Source organism: Streptomyces sp. NPDC006487, from assembly GCF_042870555.1.
Taxonomy (GTDB): Bacteria; Actinomycetota; Actinomycetes; order Streptomycetales; family Streptomycetaceae; genus Streptomyces.
The window spans coordinates 183,162-198,558 of the sequence record NZ_JBIAHN010000003.1; the positions used below are offsets into that span (position 1 = coordinate 183,162).

General features: G+C 71.9%; 15 protein-coding genes. 4 read left to right on the top strand and 11 right to left on the bottom strand.

Features of this window, described 5'->3' with window-relative positions; translation table 11 throughout:
- Positions 1 to 324: 324 nt before the first annotated feature.
- From ACFYM0_RS06025 to ACFYM0_RS06055, 7 genes are all read right to left on the bottom strand, one after another.
- Positions 325 to 1,101 (bottom strand): ABC transporter ATP-binding protein, encoded by a 777-nt coding sequence (locus ACFYM0_RS06025; RefSeq protein ID WP_388497059.1) that lies wholly within the window; start codon positions 1,099 to 1,101, stop codon positions 325 to 327.
- Positions 1,094 to 2,023 carry an ABC transporter permease gene (locus ACFYM0_RS06030; protein ID WP_388497061.1) on the bottom strand — a complete coding sequence of 310 codons (930 nt, stop codon included), beginning with the start codon at positions 2,021 to 2,023 and terminating at the stop codon, positions 1,094 to 1,096. Before ACFYM0_RS06030 ends, ACFYM0_RS06025 begins: the two co-directional genes overlap by 8 nt.
- 96 nt (positions 2,024 to 2,119) lie before the next feature.
- Positions 2,120 to 2,992, bottom strand: coding sequence for a glycosyltransferase family 2 protein (locus ACFYM0_RS06035; RefSeq protein ID WP_388497707.1), 873 nt, complete (start codon positions 2,990 to 2,992; stop codon positions 2,120 to 2,122).
- A 35-nt stretch (positions 2,993 to 3,027) separates the two neighbouring features.
- Positions 3,028 to 3,807, bottom strand: a complete 780-nt coding sequence (locus ACFYM0_RS06040; RefSeq protein WP_388497063.1) for a CDP-alcohol phosphatidyltransferase family protein — start codon at positions 3,805 to 3,807, stop codon at positions 3,028 to 3,030.
- Complete coding sequence (locus tag ACFYM0_RS06045) at positions 3,785 to 4,846, bottom strand: iron-containing alcohol dehydrogenase family protein (RefSeq protein WP_327256158.1); 1,062 nt, start codon at positions 4,844 to 4,846, stop codon at positions 3,785 to 3,787. The genes ACFYM0_RS06040 and ACFYM0_RS06045 overlap by 23 nt, the downstream gene beginning before the upstream one ends.
- The gene (locus ACFYM0_RS06050) at positions 4,834 to 5,586 is read right to left on the bottom strand and encodes a sugar phosphate nucleotidyltransferase (RefSeq protein WP_388497064.1); all 753 of its coding nucleotides are present in this window, start codon (positions 5,584 to 5,586) and stop codon (positions 4,834 to 4,836) included. The genes ACFYM0_RS06045 and ACFYM0_RS06050 overlap by 13 nt, the downstream gene beginning before the upstream one ends.
- The gene (locus ACFYM0_RS06055) at positions 5,583 to 7,373 is read right to left on the bottom strand and encodes a DUF5941 domain-containing protein (RefSeq protein WP_388497709.1); all 1,791 of its coding nucleotides are present in this window, start codon (positions 7,371 to 7,373) and stop codon (positions 5,583 to 5,585) included. Before ACFYM0_RS06055 ends, ACFYM0_RS06050 begins: the two co-directional genes overlap by 4 nt.
- A gap of 512 nt (positions 7,374 to 7,885) precedes the next feature.
- On the opposite strand from ACFYM0_RS06055, the gene ACFYM0_RS06060 reads away from it, so the two are divergent.
- Positions 7,886 to 9,133, top strand: coding sequence for a methyltransferase domain-containing protein (locus tag ACFYM0_RS06060; protein WP_388497712.1), 1,248 nt, complete (start codon positions 7,886 to 7,888; stop codon positions 9,131 to 9,133).
- A gap of 161 nt (positions 9,134 to 9,294) precedes the next feature.
- Positions 9,295 to 9,894, top strand: coding sequence for an isopentenyl-diphosphate Delta-isomerase (gene idi, locus ACFYM0_RS06065; protein WP_388497067.1), 600 nt, complete (start codon positions 9,295 to 9,297; stop codon positions 9,892 to 9,894).
- Positions 9,895 to 9,986: 92 nt separating this feature from the next.
- Here idi and ACFYM0_RS06070 read toward each other — a convergent pair whose 3' ends face one another.
- The gene (locus tag ACFYM0_RS06070; RefSeq protein WP_388497715.1) at positions 9,987 to 10,505 is read right to left on the bottom strand and encodes an ATP-binding protein; all 519 of its coding nucleotides are present in this window, start codon (positions 10,503 to 10,505) and stop codon (positions 9,987 to 9,989) included.
- A gap of 130 nt (positions 10,506 to 10,635) precedes the next feature.
- On the bottom strand, positions 10,636 to 11,337 hold the full coding sequence (locus ACFYM0_RS06075) for an HdeD family acid-resistance protein (protein ID WP_388497070.1): 702 nt from the start codon (positions 11,335 to 11,337) through the stop codon (positions 10,636 to 10,638).
- A 123-nt stretch (positions 11,338 to 11,460) separates the two neighbouring features.
- On the opposite strand from ACFYM0_RS06075, the gene ACFYM0_RS06080 reads away from it, so the two are divergent.
- Positions 11,461 to 12,210, top strand: a complete 750-nt coding sequence (locus ACFYM0_RS06080) for an enoyl-CoA hydratase/isomerase family protein (RefSeq protein WP_388497072.1) — start codon at positions 11,461 to 11,463, stop codon at positions 12,208 to 12,210.
- 36 nt (positions 12,211 to 12,246) lie between these two features.
- On the opposite strand, the gene ACFYM0_RS06085 is transcribed toward ACFYM0_RS06080, so the two are convergent.
- Together ACFYM0_RS06085 and ACFYM0_RS06090 are read right to left on the bottom strand one after the other, a co-directional pair.
- Positions 12,247 to 12,894, bottom strand: coding sequence for a DJ-1/PfpI family protein (locus ACFYM0_RS06085; RefSeq protein ID WP_388497075.1), 648 nt, complete (start codon positions 12,892 to 12,894; stop codon positions 12,247 to 12,249).
- Between the two features lie 47 nt (positions 12,895 to 12,941).
- Positions 12,942 to 13,904: a GlxA family transcriptional regulator gene (locus ACFYM0_RS06090; RefSeq protein WP_388497078.1), complete on the bottom strand. Its 963-nt coding sequence runs from the start codon at positions 13,902 to 13,904 to the stop codon at positions 12,942 to 12,944.
- 201 nt (positions 13,905 to 14,105) lie between these two features.
- Here ACFYM0_RS06090 and ACFYM0_RS06095 point away from each other — a divergent pair, with 201 nt between their 5' ends.
- Complete coding sequence (locus tag ACFYM0_RS06095; protein WP_388497718.1) at positions 14,106 to 15,356, top strand: SLC13 family permease; 1,251 nt, start codon at positions 14,106 to 14,108, stop codon at positions 15,354 to 15,356.
- Positions 15,357 to 15,397: the final 41 nt, after the last annotated feature.

The window sequence follows — 15,397 nt, forward strand, 5'->3', positions numbered from 1 at the left end:
GGAGAATTCCCGTAGCCATTGCCGTCACATCTCCCGTTCTACACTGCCAACCCAATACATCCTATTTCGGACACGCCGCCGGGTTTTCCCCGGGGCGTCCTGGGCTATTCACCTATGGGGGAATCGCCCCCTCTTGCCCGCGATTGAGGCCTGGCCCAGCTTACGCTGTACAACGCCGCCGGGCCTCGACGGGTATTCGGTCCACCACACAATGTCGCCCGCACGCCACCGCGGGAAAAGGGGGCCGCCCTGTGCGCCCGGCACCCGCACGGCATGCGACGGCCCCCGCCGCCGGACGCGGTGGGGGCCGTCGGTGGAAATCCGTCAGCTGGTCGCCTTCTCGTACGCGGCGACGACTTCCTCCGTGGGACCGTCCATGAGGAGTTCGCCCCGCTCCAGCCACAGCACCCGGTCGCAGGTGTCGCGGATGGACTTGTTGTTGTGACTCACGAGGAAAACGGTTCCGGCCGTCTTGCGCAGTTCACGGATGCGGGCCTCGGAACGCACCTGGAACTTCCGGTCACCGGTGGCCAGCGCCTCGTCGATCATCAGGACGTCGTGGTCCTTCGCCGCGGCGATGGAGAAACGCAGGCGCGCGGCCATGCCGGAGGAGTAGGTCCGCATCGGCAGGGAGATGAAGTCCCCCTTCTCGTTGATGCCCGAGAAATCGACGATGCCCTCGTAGCGTTCCCGGATCTGCGCGCGGGTCATGCCCATCGCGAGACCGCCGAGGACCACGTTGCGCTCGCCGGTGAGGTCGTTCATCAGCGCCGCGTTGACACCCAGCAGCGAGGGCTGGCCGTCGGTGTAGACCTTGCCCGACTCGCAGGGCAGCAGACCAGCGATGGCACGCAGCAGGGTGGACTTGCCGGAGCCGTTGGAGCCGATGACACCGATGGCCTCGCCCCGGTACGCCGTGAAGGAGACCCCGCGCACGGCGTGGACCCGGCGGACTCCCGGTGCGTCGCCGCGCCGGCGGAGTATCTTGCTGAGCGCCGCCGTGGCGCTGCCCCTGCCGGAGCTGCCGGTGTTGACCCGGTAGACGATGTGCACGTCGTCGGCGATGACGGTGGGGACGTGCCCCTGGTTGTTCTCAGCCACGGCCGTAACGCTCCTCAGCCTTCCAGAAGTACACGAATCCGCCGACGCCGAGCAGCAGGGCCCAGCCGACCGCGAAGGCCCAGACGTGCGGCGGCAGGTTCTCCCGGCCGTACCCGTCGATGAGCGCGAAGCGGATCAGGTCCATGTAGATCGCGGCCGGGTTCCACTGCAGGACGTCCGCGATCCACGCGGGCTTGCCCTCCAGCTGCGTGGTGATCGAGAACATGACGCCGGAGGCGTACATCCACGTACGCGTCACGAACGGCATGAGCTGCGCGAGGTCGGGGGTCTTGGACCCCATCCGGGCGAAGACCAGGGCCAGACCGGTGTTGAAGCCGAACTGGAGGATCAGCGCCGGGATCACGAGCAGCCACGACAGGGACGGGTAGTTGCCGAACCCGATCGTGACCACGAACACGACGACCATCGAGAACATCAGCTGCTGGAGCTGCTGCAGCGAGAAGGAGATCGGCAGCGAGGCGCGCGGGAAGTGCAGGGCGCGGACCAGGCCGATGTTGCCCGGGATCGCTCTGACACCCGCCATCAGCGAGGTCTGCGTGAAGGTGAAGACGAAGACGCCGATCACCAGGAAGGGGATGTAGTCGTGCTTGTCGATGCCCCGGCCCGCCTCCAGGATCAACCCGAAGATCAGGTAGTAGACCAGCGCGTTCAGCAGCGGGGTCGCCACCTGCCAGATCTGGCCCAGCTTCGCCTGGCTGTACTGGGCCAGCAGCTTGGCCCGGGAGAACGCGATGATGAAGTGGCGGCGCTCCCACAGCTGGCGCACGTAGGCGGTCAGACCCGGCCGCCGTCCGCTGACGGACAGGCCGTACTTCCTGGCGAGCTCCGCGGGGCTCAGCCCGGCGTCTTCGGACGGCCGCTTGCTCGTGGCAAGGGTTCCGTCCTGGGTTGTGTCACTCACAAGATGAAACTTTCCGTCTTCATGATGCGGCAGAAGGTGGCATCGGGCCTGAGTCGATCGGATCGTGATCGCGCCATGGTCTCAGACCCGGACGTGTCAGATGACAGGCGGTCGGCCCAGCCGGGTCAGCCGCCAGACCGTACGCCATTTCATGGGGCGCCGCGGACCACAGGGGGTGGTCCAGCCCTCCTTGAAACCGCCGAACCAGGCCTTGAGCGCGGGCCCCGAGGGCTTGCGCAGGAGCGTCAGCAGGAGCCAGACGCCCACGTAGACCGGGACCAGCGGGGCGGGCAGGTTGCGGCGGGCGAGCCACACCCGGTTGCGAGCCACCATACGGTGGTAGACCGCGTGCCGGGAGGGGGCCGTGGCGGGGTGCAGGAGGACCATGTCCGCCCGGTAGTCGATCAGCCACCCGGCGTCGAGCGCCCGCCAGGCCAGATCGGTTTCCTCGTGCGCGTAGAAGAACTGCCCCGGAAGGTCTCCGACCTGTTCGAACACCTTCGTGCGGACGGCGTTGGCACCGCCCAGGAAGGTGGTGACGCGCGAGGAGCGCATCGGGTCGGCCGCCCGCAGCCGGGGGACGTGCCGGCGCTGGGTCTCGCCGCTCTGCGGGTCGGCGATCCGGAAGCTGACGATGCCCAGCTCGGGGTCTTCGGTGAAGGCCTGCCGGCACAGCTCCGCGGTGTCGGTGCGCTCCAGCAGTCCGTCGTCGTCCAGGAAGAGCAGCACGTCCGCGTCGAATCCGTCCGAGCCTTCGGCGCCCGCGGTGCGGAAGGCCTCGATGCCGACGTTGCGGCCGCCCGGGATGCCCAGGTTCTCGGGCAGCTCGACGGTGCGCACGCCGGCCGCCGGGTCCGCCAGGCCGGGGAGCCGTACGCCCTGGCCCACGACGACCACCTCGACCGGGGCCCCGTCCTGCCGGGCCACCGAGTCGAGGAGCGCCTTGAGCTCGTCCGGGCGGTTGCCCATGGTGATGATGACGGCGCCCAGCCGCAGCGGCGCCGTCACTTGAGCCTGCTGGAGGCCAGGACCGAGACCAGGTGCAGCACCGTCTGCAGCAGGGCGATGCCGGCGAGCACCGCGACGCCGAGGCGGGAGAAGTAGAGGTCTCCGCGGACCTGGTCCAGGACGGCCAGCACCAGGATGAGCAGCGAGGCCTCGATGCCGAGGACCAGGCGGTGGAACTTCAGCGCGGCGGCGGCCCGGCGGGCGAAAGCCATGCCGGAGGAGCGCGGCGTGGCCGCGGCGTCCTGGACCACGGGCTTGCCCGCCTGGTGACGGGCCACGCCGACCAGGTCGGTCTCGGCCTTGATCAGGATCGCGCCGAGCGCAGCGAGGGTGCCCAGGAAGGCCCACAGCCAGTCGATGCGCCCGGTGCCCCACAGGTCGGATGCGCGCAGACCGAAGCCGACGAGCACCGCCGCGTCGCACAGGTAGGCGCCGACCCGGTCCAGGTAGACCCCGGACAGCGAGAACTGCTTCTTCCAGCGGGCGACCTCGCCGTCGACGCAGTCGAGCAGCAGGTACATCTGCACCGCGACCACGCCGAGGACGGCGCCCCAGACGCCCGGCACCAGCAGGGCCGGGGCGGCGAGGACTCCGGCGAGGGTCATCACGTAGGTCAGCTGGTTCGGCGTGACCTTGGTGGTGACCAGGAGGCGGGTGATGCGCAGGGAGATCTCGCGCATGTAGAGGCGCCCGCCCCAGTGCTCGCCGCTGACCCGGTCCTTGACGCCCGCCGGGTGAACGACGGGCCGGAGTTCAGCTACGGATGGTCTTGGCATAGTCGGCGTAAGCGTCCCTGATCTCGGCTGCGGACAGGTTGAGGTGCTCCAGGATCGTGAAGCGTCCCGGTCGGGTCTGAGGGGCGTACTCGACGGCCGCGACGAACTCGTCCACGCTGAACCCGATCTCTTCGGGCAGGACCGGCAGCCCGTGACCGCGCAGCACCCGGACGAAGAGCTCGGACTTGTCCGTGTCCCCCCGCAGGTGCATGGCGAAGGCCGCGCCGATGCCGACCTGCTCCCCGTGGAGCGCGGAGCGCCCCGGGTAGAGCAGGTCGAAGGCGTGGCTGATCTCGTGGCAGGCGCCGGACGAGGGGCGGGTGTCCCCGCTGATCGCCATGGCGATGCCGGAGAGGACCAGCGCCTCGGACAGCACGGTGAGGAACTCGTCGTCGCCGACCCCGCCGGGGTGGCGCAGTACGGACTCGCCCGCGGTGCGGGCCATGGCGGCGGCCAGGCCGTCGACGGGCTCGCCGTTGAGGCGGTGCGAGAGCTCCCAGTCGGCGATGGCCGAGATGTTGGAGATCGCGTCGCCGATGCCCGCGCGGACGAACCGCGCCGGGGCCTCACGGATGACGTCGAGGTCGACGACCATCGCGATCGGCATGGGCACGCCGTAGGAGCCGCGGCCGTTGTCGTTGTCCAGGATGGACACCGGCGAGCAGATGCCGTCGTGCGAGAGGTTGGTGGCGACGGCCACCATGGGCAGCCCGACCCGCGCCGCGGCGTACTTCGCCACGTCGATGATCTTTCCGCCGCCGAGGCCCACGACGGCGTCGTAGCGGTTTCCCTTTATGTCGTCGGCGAGCTTCACCGCGGAGTCGATGGTCCCGTCGATGACGGAGTACCAGTCGGCGTGCGGCAGCACCGGCTCCAGCTTCGCCCGCAGCACGGCGCCGGAGCCGCCGCTGATGGCGATCGCGAGCTTGCCGGACGCGGAGACGCGCTGGTCGGCCAGGAGGCCGGCCAGATCGTCCATCGCGCCGCGGCTGATGTCGACGACTACGGGCGAGGGGATGAGCCTCGTCAGTACTGGCATGCGATCGTCCGGCCCTTGGCGAGGTCGTCGTGGTTGTCGATCTCGACCCACTTGACGTCGCCGATGGGGGCCACGTCGATGGTGAAACCGTCGTTGACGAGCTGCTGGTAGCCGTCCTCGTAGTAGAGGTCGGGGTCGCGCTCGAAGGTGGTCTTCAGCGCCTCGGCCAGCGCCTCGGCGGCCTCCGGCTCGATGAGGGTGACGCCGATGTACTCGCCGGTCGCGGTGGCGGGGTCCATCAGCTTGGTGATCCGGCTGACGCCCTTCTCACCGTCGGTGATGACCTTCATCTCCTCGTCGGCCAGGCTCTTGACCGTGTCGAGGGCGAGGATGATCTTCTGGCCCTCGCCGCGGGCGGCGAGCAGGGTCTTCTCGACGGAGACGGGGTGGACGGTGTCGCCGTTGGCGAGGATCACACCCTGCTTCAGGACCTCACGCGCGCACCACAGGGAGTAGGCGTTGTTCCACTCCTCGGCCTTGTCGTTGTCGATCAGCGTGATCTTGACGCCGTACTTGGCCTCCAGGGCCTCCCGGCGCTCGTACACGGCTTCCTTGCGGTAGCCGACGACGATGGCGACCTCGGTCAGGCCGACCTCGGCGAAGTTGCCGAGCGTCAGGTCGAGCACCGTGATGCTCTCCTCGGCCCCTTCGGGACCGACGGGCACGAGGGCCTTGGGCAGGGTGTCGGTGTAAGGACGCAGGCGGCGTCCGGCTCCGGCAGCGAGGACGAGGCCGATCATGCTGGTTCTCCTTCGTCATGTACGGCGGGTGCCCCGGAGGACACCCAGAAGCGGATGCTCTCCACGAGCACCACGAGTGCCACGAACACGGCGAGGGCCGTGAGCGCGACGGGGAAGTCCACGGCGCGCGACGCCAGGACGGCGGCCAGGACCGTGATCAGCAAGATCCGGCCTTCGTGCCCGCCGATCGTCCGCACCAGCCAGTGCGGGGGCGCGCCGGTGCCACCGCGGATGCGGTAGACCGTGTCGTAGTGATGGTAGGCGACCGCCGCGACCAGTCCGAATGCCGCCGGAAGGGCCCCGGGGACGTCCGCCTTGGCGGCGAGGATCAGGACGGTGGTGTATTCGGCGGCCCGGAAGACGGGCGGCACGAGCCAGTCGAGGGCGCCCTTGAGGGGGCGGGCGACGGCCGCGCCGGCGAGTACGGCGTAGAAGACGGCGGCGACGATCACCTGGCGGGCGCCGAACTCGTACGCCCAGGCCGCCCACAGCAGCGCGACCGATCCGATCACGGCTGCGGCGATCCCGGCGCCGGGGGCCATCCGTCCCACCGCGCGGCCCGCGAGCTCGGCGACCGGGCCGGAGTCCGCGAGGTCCGCCAGGGCCTGGGCGGCCCGGTCGGTCCGCCGGGCCTTGCGGGTCAGCGAGCGCAGGACCCGGCCGGCCGTGGTGTAGAGCGCGCCGAAGGCGCAGCCGACCAGCAGGGCGTAGAAGACGATCCGCGGGGTGGTGCAGGCGATGAGGACGGCGATCATGGCCCAGCGCTCGCCGATCGGCAGGATGATCATGCGCCGGACCCAGACCGTCCAGCCGACGCTGTCCAGCTTGTCGGAGAGGGCCGCGGTGGGGCTTGTGTTGGCCGTGGCGTCGTGATTGGCCTCGTTGAAGGCGAAGTCCACGACGTGCCGGCAGGTCATCAGGATCATGGCGCCGAGGGCCAGGGCCCACACGTCGTCGCCGTTGCGGGCCGCGCCGAGCGCGAGGCCCGCGTAGAAGGAGTACTCCTTCGCGCGGTCGAAGGTGGCGTCGAGCCAGGCGCCCATCGTCGAGTACTGGAGCGAGTAGCGGGCGAGCTGCCCGTCCGTGCAGTCCAGCACGAAGGAGACGAGCAGCAGCACGCCGGCGGCGACGTAGCCCCAGCGGTCTCCGGTCGCCGCGCAGCCGGCCGCGATCAGCGCGGTGATCAGCGAGGCGGTGGTGACCTGGTTGGGGGTCAGTCCGCGGCGCGCGCACCAGCGGGCGATGTAGCGCGAGTACGGGCTGACGAAGAAGGTGGTGAAGAACCCGTCGCGGGACTTCACGGCGGTGCGCAGCCGGACGGCCTCGTCGTCGACGGCCGCGACGGCGGCGGCGGCCGCCCGGCGCTCGGCGGTCGTGGCGGGCACTGCGGCGACGAGGGTGCCCAGCTCGGGGCGGTGCACCGGGGTGCCGGCGGTCTCGACGGCGGCGGCGAGCCGGTCGGGGTACGGGCCGTCGCCCACGGGGGCGGACGCGTCGAGCGCGGCGGCCCGGTCCAGGGCCGCGCGGGCACCGGGCTGCACGGCGAGGGCCCCGGTGACGGCGCAGGCGTCGAACCGGGGGTCGGTCAGCGCGAGCCGCAGCGCGTGCACGTGCCCGACGAACTCCCCGTCCACGACGGCCACCCGCTGGTCGGCGGGTACGAGCGCCAGCGCGGCGGCCGTGTCCGACGGGGTGGCCGCGGGTCGGACCTCGAAACCGAGGGAGCGCAGCTCGTCGGCGAGCGCTGATCCGGGCACCGGCAGGCCGGTAAGGATGACGGTCGGCAGACGAACTCACTCCTTGCACGCACACGGGTTGACGGGCGCCGGGTGGACCGGCGGCACGTCGCCAGAGGCTATCGGATGAACGGAAGCAGGGGTTCACTGCCTGTTTACGCATCGATAAGCCGAAAATCACGGGCCTGTCGACCCTGTGCCGATCATCATTGACGATCGGGAGGAGCGATCACAAACCGCTGTCGGGGCCGCTGCTGTTAGGCTGGTCGCAGACGCGTACGAGTTTCGCGAAAGCGTCCCAATCGCCCGAATGTCACACGGGATGTGACGAAAGAAAGAAAGAGGTGGGGTTGATGACCGTCGCAGGCGTCGCCGCCCAGCGCAGCGCACTCCGGTTCATCCCCCTCTCCTTCCGGGCGTCCGGCCGGGTCTGATCACACCGATCACCCCCGTCGGCCGGAGCCCCCTTTCAAGGGTTCACGTTGACCGACAACACCGGTAACACCAGCAACTCCCACACCGCCGATTTCAGCACCCAGAGCGACCTCTTCTTCGAGGCGTTCCTGGAGCTGCACCGCGGCCTGCCCCGGCAGTCCCCCGGTTCCGAGGCGACCACCCGCCACCTGCTGTCCCTGTGCGGACCACTGCCCGAGCGGCCGCGCGCCCTGGACCTGGGCTGCGGTCCCGGCCCCAGCGCCCTGCTGCTCGCCGCGGAGGCGGGCGCCCACGGGGCCGACGTCATCGGCGTCGACCTCCAGGACGGCTTCCTCGACGAGCTCCGTGCGGCCGCCTCGGCCCGCGGGCTCACCGACCGCGTCCACGCCGTCAGGGCGGACATCGGCGACCTCTCGGCATACCCGGACGGTTCCTTCGACCTGGTCTGGGCCGAGGGCTCCGCCTACAACATCGGCTTCGCCACCGCGCTCGCGCGGTGGAAGCCCCTGCTCGCCCCCGGCGGCACCCTCGTTCTGAGCGAATGCGAATGGACCGTCGACGAGCCCTCCGCCGGAGTCCGCGCCTTCTGGGACCCGCACTACGCCCTGCGCTCCACCGCCCGCAACCTGGCCGCCGTCCAGGCCGCCGGGTACCGGGTGCTCGGCGTCCACCGGCAGCCCGACTCCGACTGGGCCGCCTACTACGGTCCGCTCGGCGAGCGGGCGGCCGCGGCTGCGGCTGCGGAACCCGCCGGGCCCGATGCCGCGGCCGCGCTGGGCTTCGTACGGGAGGAGATCGACGTACGGGAGCGGTACGGGCACGAGTACGGATACACCGCCTACGTCCTGCGGCCGGTGACGGCCGGAGACGGAGGCGCCTGGTCCGTCCGCCCCGAGGCCGACGGGGACGCGGCCGCCGTGCACGCGCTGAACTCGGCCGCCTTCGGGACCCCGGCCGAGGCCGACCTGGTGGACGCCCTGCGCGCGGACGGCTCCTGGCTGCCCGGTCTCTCCTGCGTGGCCGAGGGCCCGGACGGGTCGATCGCGGCGCACGCCCTGCTCACCCGGTGCGAGGTGGACGGGGCCGCGGCCCTCGCGCTCGCCCCGGTGGCCGCCGCTCCCGCTCTCCAGCGCTCGGGCGCCGGCAGTGCGGTCGTACGTGCGCTGCTCGCGGCGGCCGCGGAGCGCGGGGAGAGCCTCGTGCTGGTCCTCGGGCATCCCGAGTACTACGCGCGCTTCGGGTTCGTGCCGGCTTCGCGCTTCGGCATCAGGGCACCCTTCGAGGTGCCCGACGAGGCCATGATGGCGCTGGTGCTCGACGATTCCGCGCCGGTTCCCACGGGCACGATCAAGTACCCCTCCCCCTTCGGGGTTTGATGCGGGATCCGGCCCGCTGCCGGATGAACCGACCGTTCGGCGCGCTCCGCCCCCCGTCGCATATCACGCGGCGGGGGGCGGACATGCGCGGATCACCGAAGTGGGGGCAATCCCGATTTGTACGGCAGACTGAAAGCCGAAGTCCGAAGCGAAGGATGGGTATGCCGACCACACCAGCCACCGCCGCGAACAGTGCGACCACCGGCACCGGCGCTCAAGAACCGATCATGCTCGAACTGGTCGACGAGGCCGGCAACACCATCGGTACGGCGGAGAAGCTCTCCGCCCATCAGGCGCCCGGCCAGTTGCACCGGGCGTTCTCGGTGTTCCTCTTCGACGAGCAGGGACGGCTGCTGCTCCAGCAGCGCGCCCTCGGGAAGTACCACTCCCCCGGTGTCTGGTCGAACACCTGCTGCGGCCACCCCTATCCGGGGGAGTCGCCGTTCGCGGCGGCCGCCCGGCGGACCCACGAGGAGCTGGGGCTGTCGCCCTCGCTGCTCGCGGAGGCGGGGACGGTGCGCTACAACCATCCGGACCCGGCGTCGGGGCTGGTGGAGCAGGAGTACAACCACCTGTTCGTGGGACTCGCGCAGCGGTCGGTGCGGCCGGATCCGGAGGAGATCGCGGACACCGCCTTCGTGACCGCGGAGGAACTCGCGAAGCGGCACGCGGAGGTCCCGTTCTCGGCGTGGTTCACGACCGTGCTGGACGCGGCCCGGCCGGCGATCCGCGAGCTGACGGGCGACGCGGCGGGCTGGTAGCAGCCCGCCCCGGCCGGTGGAGCGGGGGCGGCGCAGGCGGTGCCCGGTGCGCACCGGGAACCCGTGGCGGCCGGCCGCGGCCCCTCGCGGGCTCAGACCGCCGAGGTCGGGGTGGCGGCGGGTGACGCGAGGGCCGTGGTGAGCGGCAGGGCCGCCCAGATCACCTTGCCGCCCGTGGAGGTGTGCTCCACGTCGCAGACCCCGCCGGCCTCCAGCGTGATCTCCCGGACGAGGAGGAGGCCCCGGCCGCCGGTCTGGCCGAAATCGGCCTCCAGCGCCTTGGGGCGGTACGGGTGGTTGTCCTCGACGGCCACCCGTACCCACTCCCGGCCGATGGCGACCTCCACCGCGACCTCCGGCGAGAGCAGGGCCGCGTGCCGGACCGAGTTCGTCACCAGTTCGGAGACGATCAGCAGCAGGGAGTAGACCAGGTCCCGGTCGGCCGGGACCTCCTGGCGGCCGAGCAGGTCACGGACCGCACGGCGGGCCTGCGGAACGGATTCTTCTACCGCGGGTGCCGTGAATCGCCACACTCCCTCGTACGCGAGGGGGGCGGCCGCGACCTCCGGCTCCTCCCCCTTGACTGGCGGGACGCTCCCGCTCACATCCATCTCCCGGCCCCCGTCTTCACGCTCGATCGTCTGCACACGTCAAGAGTGGGGACCGGACCGCTCCGGGCCCGACCACTGACCAGAAGTCAGCATCAATCGGACACTTTCTGACCGCTGGCGTATGACAGAGTCAGTTGTTCGACCGTTCCTGATCTTCTGGGGGAAGCTTCTCGGCCGCCTGGCCTGTCTCGGGCGCGGCCACCCCCGCCCCCGCGGGCGTCACCGGAACCTCGTCGTCCCTGACCAAGCCCAGGATGCGGCGGGCTCCCATGCCCACGGCGATCAGGCTCAGGCCGTCGAACAGCAGCGCGAGGGAGAAGAACGCTCCGATCACGTACAGGCTGCTGCCGGGCCAGTTGGCGAGGATCAGGAGGCCCAGCAGGATGCCGAAGGCGCCCTGGACGAGGGTCAGCCCGAGGTGCGCGCCGCGCACCACGACGGCGCCGGCCAGCCGGAACACCCCGCCGGTGAGGAACAGCAGCGCGGCGAACATCGTGAGCGCCTCCGCGCTCGCCTCCGGGCGGCGCAGGATCACGAAACCGGCCGCGATGTTGATCGCGGCGACGATGACGGCGAGCCAGAAGTAGTTGCTCTTGCGGGACTGGATCGCCTGGAACAGTCCCACCACGCCGCCGAACAGCAGCAGCCAGCCGAAGAGGAACATCGTGGTCAGGGTGGCGACGCCGGTGTAGACGAGGCCCACCAGCCCGGCCACCACCAGGAGGGCCCCGAGCAGGGCCATCCAGGCGAAGCTCCGGCTGACCTTCTTCTTGTCGGCCCTGACGTCCTGCGGACCCCTTCGGTCCGCACGCTCGGCACGGTCTGCGCCCATGGACGCCACCTTTCAGCTGCCCCCGACGGACCCTCGGACCCCGCGACTGCCTGCCGGTCCACCGAGCTGCCGGGGACCGGTCTCTTGATCATAGGTTTGACCGTCCGGGATAGCATCCGGCGCATGGACGCCGCCCTGCTCTCCTCCGTCGCCGACTGGGTCGCCACCGTCGTGATCTCGCACCCCGCCAAGCGCAACGCCATGACGGCCGCGATGTGGCGCGGGCTGCCGGAGCTGCTGGCCGGGCTCGCGGCGGATCCCGCCGTACGGGTGCTGGTCCTGACGGGGGCCGGCGAGACCTTCTGCGCGGGGGCCGACATCTCCTCGCTGACCGGGGACGAGGACCCGCAGGCCCTGGCCGTGGCGGCGGAGGAGGCGCTCGCCGCCTTCCCCAAGCCCACGCTCGCCGCGATCCGCGGGTTCTGCGTGGGCGGGGGCAGCCAGCTGGCCGCCGCCTGCGATCTGCGCTTCGCGGAGGAGGGCGCCTCCTTCGGGGTGACGCCGGCGAAGCTGGGCATCGTGTACCCGGCCTCGTCCACCCGGCGCCTGTCCTCCCTGGTGGGCCCGGCTGCCGCCAAGTACCTGCTCTTCTCGGCCGAGTTGATCGACGCGGAGCGGGCACTGCGCACCGGGCTGCTGGACGAATTGCTCCCTGCGGGGCAACTGGCCAAGCGTGTGGCGGAGTTCGCCCGGATCCTGGCCACGCGCTCCCAGCTCACGCAGAGTTCGGCGAAGGAGTTCGCGGACGGCCGCACGGACCGGGACGCCCACTGGGCCGCCCAGGCCGCCTCGAGCGGCGACATCGCGGAGGGCGTGGCCGCGTTCCTGGAGCGACGCCCGCCCGCCTTCACCTGGACTCCTCCCTCGGAGTGAGCCGGGCTTCGGAGCGAGCCGGGCCTTCGGAGCGAGCTAGTCCTTCGGAGCGAGCGAGGCCTTCGGGGTGAGCGAGCGGAGCAGCGCGACGATCTCGGCGGGCGCCTTCTCGGGGGAGCCCGCGTCGTAGGGCGGCTGCGGGTCGTACTCGGTCATCAGCTGCACGGTCTGCGCGTACTCGTCTCCCGCGATGCGGCCGAGCAGCGCGAGCCCCATGTCGATCCCCGCGGACACCCCGGCGGCCGTCACGTACTTCCCGTCGAAGACCACCCGCTCCGAGGTGGGCTCCGCCCCGAAGGGGGGCAGCCGGTCCAGGTACAGCCAGTGGCTGGTGGCCCGGCGCCCGTCGAGCAGGCCCGCGGCGGCGAGCAGCGTCGAGCCGGAGCAGACGGAGGTGGTCCACGTGCTGGTGGCGTCGACGGTCCGCAGCCAGTCGAGGACCACCGGGTACTTCATCTCCCGGTCGGTGACCACGCCGCCGGGCACGAGGACGATGTCCGGCCGGGTCACCTCGTCGAGCCCCTTGTCGGCGACGAGTGCGAGCGACTTCTGGTCGGTCCGTACGGGCCCCGGCCGCTCGGCCACGAACACGGTCTCGGCGCCCTGGAGGCGGCCGAGGGTGTCGAAGGGCCCGATGGCGTCGAGGGCGGTGAATCCGTCGTAGAGCAGTACGGCGATCTGCATGGCTCCTCCGGAGCGGTTGTCGGGCCCGCCGGGTGCGGGTCCGGTGGTCAGTGGTGGGTGCCGAAACGGCGGCGGTATTCGGACGGGGGCTGGCCCAGGGTCTTCACGAACGCGCGGCGCAGGGCCTCCGGGTTGCCGTAGCCGCAGGCCCGGGAGATCTGGGCGATGCCCTCGCCGCCCTCCTCCAGCAGCCGCCGCGCGTGCTCCACCCGTACCCTTTCCACGTACCGCCCCGGCGTCACACCCGTCTCCGCCTGGAAGGCCCGCGCGAAGTGCCGGGTCGACAGCGCGGCCCGCGCGGCGAGGACCTCCACTCTCAGGTCCGCCCCCGGGTGTTCCGTGATCCAGTGCTGCACGTCCCGCAGCGGCTCCCGCAGAGCCGTCTGTGCCGCGAGCTGCGCGCTGAACTGCGCCTGGTTGCCGGGCCGCCTCAGGAAGACCACCAGGTGCCGGGCGACGGACAGTGCCAGCTCCCGTCCGTGGTCCTCCTCCACCAGCGCCAGTGCGAGGTCGATGCCCGCCGTGACCCCGGCCGAGGTGGACACCGGCCCGTCCCGGACGTAGATCGGGTCGGGCTCCACCGTGACGGCCGGGTAGTCCCGGGCCATCCGCTCGCACACGTACCAGTGCGTCGTCGCGCGCCGTCCGTCCAGCAGCCCGGCCTCGGCCAGCAGCAGGCCCCCGGTGCACACCGACACCAGCCGCTCCGCGGACCCCCCGTGTGCGCGGAGCCAGTCGGTGAGTTCGGGCGCGAAGTCGGCGGTGTACCGCCCGCCCGGCACCAGGAGCGTGGTCCCGGCTCCCGGGTTCTCGCCCTCCAGGGGCCCGTCCGGGACGAGCCGCAGTCCGCTGCTCGTACGGACCGGGGCGCCGCCCGGAGAAACGGTGCGCAGCGCGTACCGCGGCGGACCGGGGTGGCGCTCGGCGCCGGAGAACACCTCCATCGGCCCCGTGACGTCCAGGCTCTGTACTCCGTCGTAGAGGACGACGAGCACGTTTCGCATCGGCATGACCTCATCGTGTGGCACCCCTCCGGCGGCTGCAATGACGTGCACCCCACCTATCCGGTCATGCCGGTCCCGGTGCGATCCTGTCCTGTCGCGGTCCCCGCGCCCCGGGCACCGCAACGCCGTGCGCGGGGCCGGCCGCGGCCGGCCCAGCCCTCCCGTCCCGCTCCGGAGCCCGTCCTGTATCCCGTCGCCGCCGCGTGTCTGTCCGTCGCCCTCCTCCTCGGAGTGCTGGCCTTCGCCGTGCTGCGCCCGCGCGGGCTGCCGGAGGCCGTGGCCGCCGTGCCCGCCGCCGGGCTGCTCGTCGTCCTGGGCGTCGTACCGCCCGCCGACGCGTGGGAGCAGACCCGCGAGCTGCTGCCGGTGGTCGGTTTCCTCGCGGTGATCCTGGCGCTGGCCCGGCTCTGCGCCGACGAGGGGCTGTTCGAGGCCGCCGGGGCGGCGGTGGCCCGGCGGGCGGCGGGGCGCGGGCCGGTGGCACTGCTCGGCGGGGTGTTCGCCGTCGCCTCCGTGGTCACCGCCGCGCTGAGCCTGGACGCCACCGTGGTGCTGCTGACCCCGGTGGTGCTGGCGACCGCCTCCCGGCTGGGGGCCCGGCCGCGCCCGCACGTCTACGCCACCGCGCACCTGGCGAACTCCGCCTCGCTCCTCCTGCCCGTGTCCAACCTCACGAACCTGCTGGCCTTCGCCGCGAGCGGGCTGTCCTTCACCCGGTTCGCGGCGCTCATGGCCCTGCCCTGGCTGGCGGCGATCGGCGTGGAGTACGCGGTGTTCCGCCGCTACTTCCGCACCGACCTCGCCGCCGCCCCCGAGCACGTACCGCAGGCCGCTAAGCCGGCCCCGCTGCCCCGGTTCGCGGCCGGGGTGCTCGCGGCCACCCTGGGCGGCTTCGCGCTCGCCTCCTTCGCCGGGGCGAGCCCCGCCTGGGCGGCGCTCGCGGGGACGCTCGTCCTGGCCGTACGGGCGCTGTGGCGCCGGGAGACCACGCCGGCCCGGATCCTGGGCTCGGCGGCGCCGGCCTTCTGCCTATTCGTGCTGGCGCTGGGGGTGGTGGTGCGGGCCGTCGTGGACCACGGACTCGGGGACGGCCTGGAGCGGGTGACCCCGGCCGGGGACTCGCTGCCCGCGCTGCTCGCGGTGGCGGCGGTGGCCGCCGTGCTGGCCAACCTGATCAACAACCTGCCCGCGGTGCTCGCCCTGCTCCCGGTGGCCTCGGCCGGTGGCGCGGGGCCGGTGCTGGCCGTGCTGATCGGGGTGAACATCGGGCCGAACCTGACGTATGCGGGCTCGCTGGCCACGCTGCTCTGGCGGCGGATCCTGCACGGGGACGGCGGCGGTGGCGCCGGTCTGGTGACGCTCCGGGACTTCACCCGGCTCGGGGTCCTGACCACCGTCCCGGCGCTCGCGGCGTCGGTGGCGGCACTGTGGGTGGCCCTGCGCCTCCTGGGCCCCTGACCGCCTCCGCCCGTTGACCGGGGCGGCGAGGGCGGGGGCGG